At 35.6% G+C, this 9,739-nt stretch carries 11 protein-coding genes and 2 pseudogenes; 9 read left to right on the top strand and 4 right to left on the bottom strand.

Going from position 1 to position 9,739, the window contains the following annotated elements; all coding sequences use genetic code 11:
• The first annotated feature begins 273 nt into the window (after positions 1–273).
• The 4 genes from J7E77_RS23240 (at position 274) to J7E77_RS23225 (ending at position 2,650) form a co-directional block, all read left to right on the top strand.
• Complete coding sequence (locus tag J7E77_RS23240) at positions 274–435, top strand: hypothetical protein (RefSeq protein WP_214717207.1); 162 nt, start codon at positions 274–276, stop codon at positions 433–435.
• A gap of 173 nt (positions 436–608) precedes the next feature.
• Positions 609–797: a hypothetical protein gene (locus J7E77_RS23235; RefSeq protein ID WP_088090008.1), complete on the top strand. Its 189-nt coding sequence runs from the start codon at positions 609–611 to the stop codon at positions 795–797.
• Positions 798–1,237: 440 nt separating this feature from the next.
• A complete protein-coding gene (locus J7E77_RS23230; RefSeq protein WP_251027038.1) occupies positions 1,238–1,369 on the top strand; it encodes an FbpB family small basic protein in 132 nt (43 codons plus the stop codon).
• A 474-nt stretch (positions 1,370–1,843) separates the two neighbouring features.
• On the top strand, positions 1,844–2,650 hold the full coding sequence (locus J7E77_RS23225) for a hypothetical protein (protein ID WP_214717206.1): 807 nt from the start codon (positions 1,844–1,846) through the stop codon (positions 2,648–2,650).
• A 237-nt stretch (positions 2,651–2,887) separates the two neighbouring features.
• Here J7E77_RS23225 and J7E77_RS23220 read toward each other — a convergent pair whose 3' ends face one another.
• The 3 genes and pseudogenes from J7E77_RS23220 to J7E77_RS31960 all read right to left on the bottom strand — a co-directional run.
• The gene (locus tag J7E77_RS23220; protein ID WP_214717205.1) at positions 2,888–4,069 is read right to left on the bottom strand and encodes a YsnF/AvaK domain-containing protein; all 1,182 of its coding nucleotides are present in this window, start codon (positions 4,067–4,069) and stop codon (positions 2,888–2,890) included.
• Between the two features lie 399 nt (positions 4,070–4,468).
• Positions 4,469–5,266, bottom strand: coding sequence for an HAD family hydrolase (locus J7E77_RS23215; RefSeq protein WP_214717204.1), 798 nt, complete (start codon positions 5,264–5,266; stop codon positions 4,469–4,471).
• A gap of 116 nt (positions 5,267–5,382) precedes the next feature.
• A pseudogene (locus tag J7E77_RS31960) lies at positions 5,383–5,502 on the bottom strand (permease); the annotation flags it as partial.
• A gap of 220 nt (positions 5,503–5,722) precedes the next feature.
• Between J7E77_RS31960 and J7E77_RS23210 the strand changes: the two are divergent.
• Positions 5,723–6,085 carry a group I truncated hemoglobin gene (locus tag J7E77_RS23210; RefSeq protein WP_214717203.1) on the top strand — a complete coding sequence of 121 codons (363 nt, stop codon included), beginning with the start codon at positions 5,723–5,725 and terminating at the stop codon, positions 6,083–6,085.
• 153 nt (positions 6,086–6,238) lie between these two features.
• On the opposite strand, the pseudogene J7E77_RS23205 reads toward J7E77_RS23210, so the two are convergent.
• Positions 6,239–6,679 (bottom strand): annotated as a pseudogene (locus J7E77_RS23205) (LysR substrate-binding domain-containing protein); the annotation flags it as partial.
• A 15-nt stretch (positions 6,680–6,694) separates the two neighbouring features.
• Between J7E77_RS23205 and J7E77_RS31850 the strand changes: the two are divergent.
• The 4 genes from J7E77_RS31850 to J7E77_RS23185 all read left to right on the top strand — a co-directional run bounded on the left by J7E77_RS31850 (position 6,695) and on the right by J7E77_RS23185 (position 9,021).
• Positions 6,695–6,838: a hypothetical protein gene (locus tag J7E77_RS31850; RefSeq protein ID WP_374103004.1), complete on the top strand. Its 144-nt coding sequence runs from the start codon at positions 6,695–6,697 to the stop codon at positions 6,836–6,838.
• Positions 6,839–6,916: 78 nt separating this feature from the next.
• Positions 6,917–7,414: an IS200/IS605 family accessory protein TnpB-related protein gene (locus J7E77_RS23195; protein WP_214717201.1), complete on the top strand. Its 498-nt coding sequence runs from the start codon at positions 6,917–6,919 to the stop codon at positions 7,412–7,414.
• Between the two features lie 302 nt (positions 7,415–7,716).
• A complete protein-coding gene (locus J7E77_RS23190) occupies positions 7,717–8,436 on the top strand; it encodes a PadR family transcriptional regulator (RefSeq protein WP_214717200.1) in 720 nt (239 codons plus the stop codon).
• A gap of 99 nt (positions 8,437–8,535) precedes the next feature.
• Positions 8,536–9,021, top strand: a complete 486-nt coding sequence (locus tag J7E77_RS23185) for a nitroreductase family protein (RefSeq protein WP_214717199.1) — start codon at positions 8,536–8,538, stop codon at positions 9,019–9,021.
• Positions 9,022–9,739 lie beyond the last annotated feature (718 nt).

The raw sequence follows: 9,739 nt of genomic DNA, 5'->3' as shown, positions 1-9,739 counted from the left end.
GCCCGGATCATTTCCCATTTATCGGTGTTAAAGGATCCGGAATGGGTGCGCAAGGTATCCGTAAGAGCCTTGAATCGATGACGCGTGTAAAAGTAACTGTATTAAATCTTGCTGAGTAATATAAATTTGTAAAATTGTAACTTTAATTCCTAATAGAGGGGTCCTTGTTGGCCCTTCTTTGTTAATTTCCTTTGGAAGCTTTAAAAGCAATTTGCGTTGCATTGGCCCCAGCAAGTCCAGGGGTCCCACCAAATAAAAGGAGTTGGAAGATTTATGAAGAATACTAATAGCCTTACTATAGAGGAATTAGAAAGACGAATTGCTCATTTTGAGGATCGTCTTAAGGATTTTATTATTACCGAGGAACAAATTGAGTTTATCAAAGAAAGGTTAAGGGATCTAAAAAACGCTAAAAATCCTTTTCAAATAAGCTAAAAAAGATACTCTTGAAAATAAGTCAGTAATTGATTATATAGATGAAAATGGTAAGACATCTCAATATTTTGTATAACAAATTTAATCCACACCTAAAAAACATTTTAAAGCGGAAACATGCATTATCAATCTTTCTGGCTCGATTTTTTGTAAATAAAAAAGAGGTGAGTAGATTGAAAACAAAACAAGAAATACTTGAAGAGTTGAAAACAGAATTGCTACGGATTGGTTCAACCAACCAAAGGGATTATGATTTGTTGAAGAAGAAAGGACAAGTTTTTAGTACAACCATTTGTCGCAGGTTAAAGTTAAGCTGGCCTGAAGTCGTCAATCAAACTGGATTAAAGTTTTTTTCTACATAGAAAGAATTCGTAAAAAATAAACTTTGTTTAACGAGATCAAAGGATTCTATCAATAAGGAATACTTTATTATTATCACAAGTTATATAAATTTATATTCATCTATTATTAAAAATTTGGGTTTTACATAAAGAGTGTAGCCTATTTTCTTTTTCAACAATCGGGCGCAAGAATTGAACAAAAATGGACTGTTTCAGCAGTCCATTTTTCTTGGTCTTTAATCCGATAAATGGCAGGTTTGTTCAATAAGAAAGTAGAATATTATAGGTTAATTTGCGGGTGTATTATATATTCATCTTTAATTTATATAATTAAGCTTGTCGGTAATTAATTAGGAAAAATAATATTCTAAATAATTTTTCTATTATTTTTAACTAACGGAATTGTTTTATTATTCAGATATGTTATAATAGACCGATCTAAAAAAGAAAAGAGTGTTATAATGCGTAAGCATAAAAAATCATTTGAAGAGTTAATAAAAGAGAATAAGCTAGAATTACTTAAAGATAAACAAGCAATCGAAAAAATTGAAAAGCGTATAGAAAAACGCCATGAGGTTAAAAAGCTAGCTTAATATAGCTAGCTTTTTTATGTTTTATGAACTATTTTACATAATCAGTGAATTTTAGGAACTGGATAGATTTTAAAAACGTTAATAAACCAACTTTTCGTTCGCTTCACAATTTCTCTATTATGCATGATTTTATACATCGTTAATAAATCAACGTTGTTTTTTCTTTCTTCAGCAATCGGGCGCTTTAATTGAGGAAGGATCACAGAAATGATCAAAATTTTTTATTAAAAAATGATACAATTGAATATATTAAGAGCGTGTTTTGATCAATCTTTTTTTCAAAACACGCTCTTTCTTTTTGTGCGTTTATCAAGGTTATTCGTATCAATTTCTACCTTTAATTTCTGAATTAAGAAAAAGTTTAAGTTCAACAGAAAACATATTGAGTGTTTTTGAAACATTAATGATACGATTGTATTTGCCAGACTAATCGTTGCCGTACTGTCATTTACATAAAAATAGGAGGGTAATGTTTTGACATTTATTCCAAAGCAACAGCGTGATAAGGTGAGTTCTTATAAAAATCTACGTTCTTTATACGAGCAAAACATCACGGTGAACAGTATTTCAGAAACTATGGATACGTGTAATCTTCATGACGATGCCGAAATGATTCAAAGGATGATGGTTATAAAAGACTATGATGTTTTGGGTGTTGAAGATAACGGAATCGTCATTGGTTATGTAGTAAGAAATGAATTGAAGGAAGGATCCTGTAAAGAATATTATCGGAGTTTTAGTCCGACGGAACTTGTCTCGGAATCAACACCACTTATCGATACGTTATTTTTTTTAAAAGAGATAGAAAGAATATTTATACTAGAAGGAAATAGGGTAACAAAAGTTGTGACACTAGCCGATCTCCAGAAACCTCCGATTCGAATGTTATTATTTGGGTTGATTTCATTATTAGAGATGCACCTTTATCGGATTATTAATCATTATTTTCCTGAAGATACCTGGAAGACACATTTAAGTACCAATCGAATTAGCTTAGCTGAGGAATTATTTTCTCTTAGAAAGTCACAAAATGAAGCGATTCAATTAAGTGATTGTCTACAGATTTGTGATAAAAGAGACATTGTCCTTAATGAGAAACAATTAAGGGAACGTTTGGGTATTGAAACAAAAAGCAAGGGTAACCATTATTTCAAACAATTAGAAAAATTAAGAAACAACTTGGCGCATTCCCAGAATATTAATACCCAAAATTCTTGGGATGAAATGTTCTTGTTAATTGAACAGACTGAGAAATTATTAGGAGCATGTGAAAAGATATGATTTTGAATTTCTACAGAAAGTGTTTCAAGTGGTATGTAAAAGATTAATAAATACAAGGTGAAGGTAATGGGTTAAGTTGTAACAACATCAATATTAGTGGAAAAACTGTAGGTAAGAATCCTACAGTTTTTTATTTAAATCCTCAGAAAAAAGCTGACTTCAAAAGATCACAATTTAGTGATTTGAAATCAGCTTTTTTTATCGTATTTAAGAACTTCATAGTCTATCCAATCCTATTTACTGAGTATTATTTTTTCGTCTTTTCATTTGATTTTTATTATTTTTATTTTCCTCATCTAAAGAAGAATTTTCATTATTGTGAGAAGCTTCATCTTTTACAATAGCTGCTGAAACCGGTACATAACTTTCACTTTCATTCTCCTTAAGAACAGGAGAATCTGTTAGCGTCCCGCTCGCTTTTTCATTTTTACTGGCAGATGATTCTGGTTTGTTTTTTTCACTTTGAACCGCGAGGGAACCTGTGCGTTTTTCGCGGGTTTCTTGCTTTTTATCCTCATTCATTATGGTTGCAATATCGGGATTTCCTTCCACAATCAAAATATTGGGACTTTCCGTAATAACTTCTTCTTGCCCTACAACGGCCAATTGGGTGACCAGTTTCTTTTCTTCCATCGGCGAGGGGATAGAACGCTCAATCCGCGCTTCTTCTTTTCTAATGATATCCTGTACCTGCTTTGTTTCTTGAATTTTTCGCTTGCCTACAATCACTTCTTCAACGATTACCGGTCTTTTCGTTACTTCTATTCGTTCTTCCATAATGGGGATACGAATAATTTCATCCGCTGTAAACGGGCTGCCATCAACCTTTCCATTAATGACAGGACGGCGCTCTACATATATTTCTTCTCGAATAAGTGGAACTTGCACTGTTCGCTGTTCTTCAACTATTTCTTTATGGAGCTGTAATTCGCCTACTTGGACACGCTCTTTTATGATATCAAGCTGTTCTTCACGGAGTTGGACGGCGCTTGTATTTTCAGTCTCATATCTTTCAGTCTCATAGTGTGCTTTATTAACAGAGCTGTCGTAAGTTCCATTCGTATCAACCAGCAAAATCATTTTCCCTTTATTAATTTCCTCTTCACACAGTTTTGATGTAAATACTGGTAGTCCTCTTTCAATAAGCCTGTTCGACAGAGTGTTTACCTTTCCTCCGCCCATTCCTGCAGTCATTATGGTAAAAAAGCTGTCCATCATAACACCTGCTAAGGTACTCACTTGTATATCCGCTTCTACCATGACTCCAGTGTGTGAAATGACCAATGGAATGCGACTTCTATTTTCGGCCACTACCATCATATCTGTTTCACGATGCCCCTGACGTTTCAATTCTTCAATCGCATACAAGACTTCTTGCTCTGAATTAAAGGTTCCAACGATTCTTTTTTCCATACTCATTCTATCATACCTCCTAAAATATAGTTAATGTGGAATATAAAGTACATCCGCATTTATAGTATATCTACCCGAGAGGTATACACTTGAAACATTTAAAAATAGAAATGAAGTATAATATTTTGTTAAAAAAATATGAGGTCTACCGAAAAAACAAGTCAAATATGCACATTTCTAAAGCTAAACTTGTTTAATTTAAGATAAAAAAGGAAGAAAAAACCATCCACTTAATTTATAATAATAACAAGGAGGGGTTTATTTGATAAAAAAGGCTTTAATGTTAGTTCTTTTTTCTTCTGTTCTGATTACTAAAATATCGTTAATAAAAAAGACAGGTATGAATCTATCAAAATAGATCACACCTGCCATTTTTTTATTGCAAGAAGTTATTTTTAAATAACCCTAAATCACAAATGAGTCATAGGATTTATAAAGATAACGTTCTATAAACTCAGCTAATCCATCATTTTCGTGGTGTCCTGTAACAAAATCAGCTGCTAATTTAACCTCTTCGCTGGCGTTCCCCATTGCCACACCAGTACCGACATGACGAAGCATCTCTAAATCATTGGGTCCGTCTCCAATCGCTACAACTTCATTTGGACTAAATCGATAGGCGCGAAGTAAGCTTTTTATAGCAGACCATTTGGAAACATTAGGAGCAACCAATTCAAACCCGTCATTCCAATTGATGACTTCTGCTTCCTTTTTAAAGAAAGCGGATAATTCAGGACGTGGTGCACCTGTTCGAACACTATATTTAAGAACATCTTGATAATTTGCCTGTCTTAAATCTCCAATATATCGTGGCGGAATTTGCCCAACTTTTGTCCAATAATCGATTTCTTCATTTGTTTCCTTACAATAAAGCCCATTTGCTGTATGGATCATAACATTACAAGGATATTCAGCGGTCAATTGGTGGAATCGTTCTTCGTTCAGTCGGACGGTTTTCATTTGCAATGCTCTTCCTGTCTCTGCATCGTGGATTGTTGCACCATTCAAACAGATCATTGGAGTTCGTAATCCAATTTCTTTATGGTAGGGAGCGGTTACTTCATAGTGTCGACCAGTAGCTAGAAAAACCTTGACTCCCTGATTTATGAGTGTATAAATGGCTTCCATATTTCGGCGGGATATGTTGTTTGAGGCGTTTAGTAGTGTACCATCCATATCAATAAATATTGCACGCACATTCATTTTTACTGCCTCCTCATTCGTTGATAAAGCAAGCATATCATCTGAATATTAAAGCCTTGTAAAATCTGTGTGCAGATTAAATAAAGTTTTGTATCATACATTCAATAATTGTCGATTAAAATGCTTTTTCCTGTTAATTGAAATGCGTTCCATCCCACTGATTGGTTTATAAGAGTAAGGATAATGAGCCCAAATAATAAAATTAAAAAGAAACGATATCTCTTTAAGTTATTCATCCCATCGCTACCCAAATAATATATGAAAATATGAGAGACATTAACATTGCGGATGCGTTGCGAGAATAGGCAAAACTACGCCCGAATATCTTTTGTTCCATAAATTATCTGGAGTAGTAAGCATTAATGTGGACTGCTGCACATTCCCATTTTAGATAAGGAATAATAACAATTTTTCTGCAGAAAATACTTCTATTAAATTCAAAGTAGGAGTGAATATATGGAACAAACACTTTATGAAAAAGTTGGCGGAGAAGAAGCGATTGCAAAAGTTGTGGACTATTTTTACTCCGAGTTGGTTCTTAAGGATGAGACAGTTAATCATTTTTTTAAAGAAACGGATATGGAAAAACAACGAGCTCATCAGTCAAAATTTATTAGTTTTGCATTAGGCGGTCCAAATCAATATTCTGGTCAATCTATGGCAAAAGCTCATCAAGGAATGAATCTCCAACCAGCCCATTATAATGCTATTGTAAAACATCTTCACGATGCTCTTGCTCACTTTGGAGTGAATGAAATAGATATAGATACAGCTTTAACTCAAGTAGCTTCACTAAGAGACGATATTTTGTATCAATAACTGGTATTCTGCTAACGGATCCAAGAAGGGAAGATCGAGCTGCCACGAAGGTAGCTTTTTCTTTTTAACAATGGAAGTTTGGACGTTTCTTTCTTAAGAATATTGTTAATCTCCGTGCCTGGCACGACCCGGAGAATGTTCTTCACGAAATTTTTACTTTCTAAACTCATTTAACCTTTCGTAGGTTTCAAGTAAGAAATCATAAAACAATGCTTCGGTCGGGAGCAGTTGACGTTGTGTCGGGTAGATGACACCGACTGTGCGTGTGAGACTCGTATCTGATATGGGAATCACGACAGTGGACCGTGGTATGTTATCTACCAATGTCATCTCTGGCATCAACGCTACCCCTAAGCCAGCAGACACTAACCCTTTTAATGCATCAATATCTTTCCCTTCGAAAGCGATTTGTGGTGAAAAACCTGCATTCTTACATGCTTGAACAACCTGTTCGCGAAATACAAATCCTTCAGGCAGGACACAAAATGGGTCATTTCTTAAATCCCGTAACCGAATCGATTCCCGATCAGATAATGGATGATGAAGAGGGATGAGGGCAACGATATTTTCTGTAAATAACGTAGCTCCTTTAATTAGCCGAAACGAGTAATGGGTATTGATTTGGGCGTAGATAACCTGGCAACTATCATCGATAACACGGGGCTAAAGCCTCTGCTTATCAAGGGCAAATGGTTAAAATCGATCAATCAATATTATAACAAATTAAGAGCGAAATACATGAGTATCCTTTGAAATGGTAAAGGACCAAAGGAACGGAAGTTTAACAGCAAAAGATTAACTTCATTAGACCGAAAAAGGAACAATCGAGTCATGGATTTTTTACATAAGGCCAGCGCAAAAGTGGTGGAGATTGCGAAAGAAAGATCCATAGATACGATCATCATTGGAAAAAAAAAGGGTTGGAAGATGGAGGTTGATATGCAAAAGACTAGTAAACAAACCTTCATACAAATCCCATATACCACTTTCATAGGAATGATTCGATACAAATCAGAGCGACATGGAATTCAATTCATTGTTCGAGAAGAAAGCTACACCTCCAAGTCTAGTTTCTTGAATCATGACCCGATTCCAACTTACGGGGAAGAGCACCAAACTAATTTTAGCGGGTATAGAAGCAGTCGAGCTTTTTACAAAATCAAAGGTTCTAAGATTTTGATCCATGCCGATGTGAATGGAGCTTTTAATATTGTCCGTAAACATACCAATGATGTCTTCGAAGGACTGGAGAGAAAACAGTTCCTCCAATCCCCACGAAAAATAATCATCATAAAGAAGAGAAATGCAAAGCTGAAGACCTCGGTCTGATGTAGTAGCGGGACTTGTGGTAGCCCTCGTAAAGACAATGCGGCTTTAAAGCCTATTCTTTCGAAACCCCTAGCTTCAGCTATGGGGATACTCATCTATCAATCGTTTACTTATCTGTTATTTTAAGTAAAGTGGAAGCAATAGTCGTTTGATTTTTGTTAATTGGACAAACTGAGAACATATTAGGAAAATGTGAAAAGATAGGAAATTTTTATATCGAAAAAAATAATCGATATATCTATTGCTTTATCAATGTATATCGATTAAAATTTATCGTAATAGCGAAGGAATGGGGGGCTGGTATGTCAGGTATAAAAAAGCAAGACATTCTAACAATCCTTACATTTGTGAGTCGTAAGGATATAAGCAGGGAAGACTTGCTTGGGGAACTTAGTGAGGAAATCTTTAATTTCGATACAATCATTGAGCATTTGCTTAACGAAGAAATGATTGTAAATAGAAAAGGGATGCTTTCAATTACTGAAAAAGGTTTAAACCAAGCACGCCACTTTCACGAAAAAAAATCTCATCAAAGGAAGCAAGGAAAAAAGAAGCCTGGAAAACGAAGGGGACTTATTCAAATAGCAGTCCTCCAGCTGCTTAAGGAGGAGCCGCGACATGGCTATGAAGTGATGAAGCTGCTGGAAGAGCGGAGTAAAGGTGTGTATTCTCCGAGTGCAGGAACAATTTATCCAGCTTTGCAGGATTTATCCGAAAGAGGTTTGATCTCAATTGATGAACAAACAGATAAAAAAGTATGCACGTTAACTCCTGATGGCTTGGAATTTCTGTCAGAGACGGTTGACGATGAAGATCAGGTGTTTTGGGAGGAATGGCGCCTTCATTTAATGTGGAAGCAATCGAAGGAAGCTGGATTACTGCGCGAAGAGATGGATAAATTTCAATTGGAGTTTCAATACGCAGTAAGTAGAGTATTGCACGAGCCTTCACTTGCACCAGAACTTGCCGAAATCATTAAGAGCGGAAGTGCTCACTTGATTCAGTGGTCAAACAAGAAGTGAGAAAACATATCAAACGAATACCTAAGTAGAAAGTTTTCAGCGCTACAAGGTACAGGACAGATTTATGGAGAAGATTAGAACTAATAGGAGGAAATTTTCATGGATATCATCGATATTATCTATTCTCGACGTAATATAAAAAATTTCAAATCAGATCCGGTCACTATAGAGCAAATCAGCAAATGGCTGGAAGCCGGCACAATGGCTCCCAATCATAAAATGACCGAACCATGGGAAGTGTATATGGTTGGTGCGGAGACAAGAGAAAAGTTAAACCACAAAACCAATTTCTTCCATGCACCTGTTGTACTTGCCATTTTATCCAAACACGGTGCCAATGAAATTGAAAAAATAGAAAACGCACATGCTACGGCCTGCTTTGTACAAAATTTTAATTTAGCCGCTTGGGCAGAAGGGGTTGGAACATTCTGGTCATCCATGGGGGGTGCTCCGAAAAACCGTGAAATTCTAGGTGTTCCGGATGAGTATGATGTGATCGGGATCTTTGGTGTAGGGTATCCAGAAGAAATCAATGAACCAAAAGAAAGGACTCCTATTCAAGAAAAAATAAAGTACCTTTCTTAAAAAAGAAAATTAAAAAATACGAAGCAGAGAAAATCACGTTTCTCTGCTTCTATTTTTTATTGATAACAAAAAACCGGCCCTAAGGTAACCCTGGGATCTAATCCGATTTTGTCAGCTTAAAGGAATATTCCTCATAATTCCCCCAACAGCGAAGATAAATAGACTTACAAAACTAACTGCTTTTCAATTGACGGGATCTTTATTACTCATTTGAGTGGATAATGTCGCCAATAAGCCCGATTGGAAACATTTTTGGCCCCATTTACCGAGATAATATCGCCAATAAGCCTGATTGGAAACATTTTTGGCCCTTTTTACCGGGATAATGTCGCCAATAAGCTCAATTGGAAACATTTTTGGCCCTTTTTACCGGGATAATGTCGCCAATAAGCCTGATTGGAAACATTTTTGGCCCTTTTTACCGGGATAATGTCGCCAATAAGCTCTATTGGAAATATTTTTGGCCCCATTTACCCAGATAATGTCGCCAATAAGCCTGATTGGAAACATTTTTGGTCCTTTTTTTTGGAGTATTGTCGCCAATGAGGTAATTATTACCATTAAAGAGGTGCGCTTGTTCATAATAAATCAACAACGTAATTTAACAAAGCCTTTCTTTAAAGAAGCACCACATAAAATAGACTCTTTTACGAGTTTTACATAATATGGTATAATTACAATTGATTTAGAAGTAAAAATAAGTGCGGTATAAACACCA

It is taken from the genome of Bacillus sp. ISL-77, assembly GCF_018613105.1.
Note: the sequence above shows the minus strand (reverse complement) of the source record. Positions and strands in the feature narration are given on the sequence as shown.

Excerpts from the sequence above, each read along its gene's own strand:
- J7E77_RS23240 (WP_214717207.1), top strand. The coding sequence starts at position 274 with ATGAAGAATACTAATAGCCTTACTATAGAGGAATTAGAAAGACGAATT.
- J7E77_RS23230 (WP_251027038.1), top strand. The coding sequence starts at position 1,238 with ATGCGTAAGCATAAAAAATCATTTGAAGAGTTAATAAAAGAGAATAAG.
- J7E77_RS23220 (WP_214717205.1), bottom strand. The coding sequence starts at position 4,069 with ATGAGTATGGAAAAAAGAATCGTTGGAACCTTTAATTCAGAGCAAGAA.
- J7E77_RS23215 (WP_214717204.1), bottom strand. The coding sequence starts at position 5,266 with ATGAATGTGCGTGCAATATTTATTGATATGGATGGTACACTACTAAAC.
- J7E77_RS23210 (WP_214717203.1), top strand. The coding sequence starts at position 5,723 with ATGGAACAAACACTTTATGAAAAAGTTGGCGGAGAAGAAGCGATTGCA.
- J7E77_RS31850 (WP_374103004.1), top strand. The coding sequence starts at position 6,695 with ATGGGTATTGATTTGGGCGTAGATAACCTGGCAACTATCATCGATAAC.
- J7E77_RS23195 (WP_214717201.1), top strand. The coding sequence starts at position 6,917 with ATGGATTTTTTACATAAGGCCAGCGCAAAAGTGGTGGAGATTGCGAAA.
- J7E77_RS23190 (WP_214717200.1), top strand. The coding sequence starts at position 7,717 with ATGTCAGGTATAAAAAAGCAAGACATTCTAACAATCCTTACATTTGTG.
- J7E77_RS23185 (WP_214717199.1), top strand. The coding sequence starts at position 8,536 with ATGGATATCATCGATATTATCTATTCTCGACGTAATATAAAAAATTTC.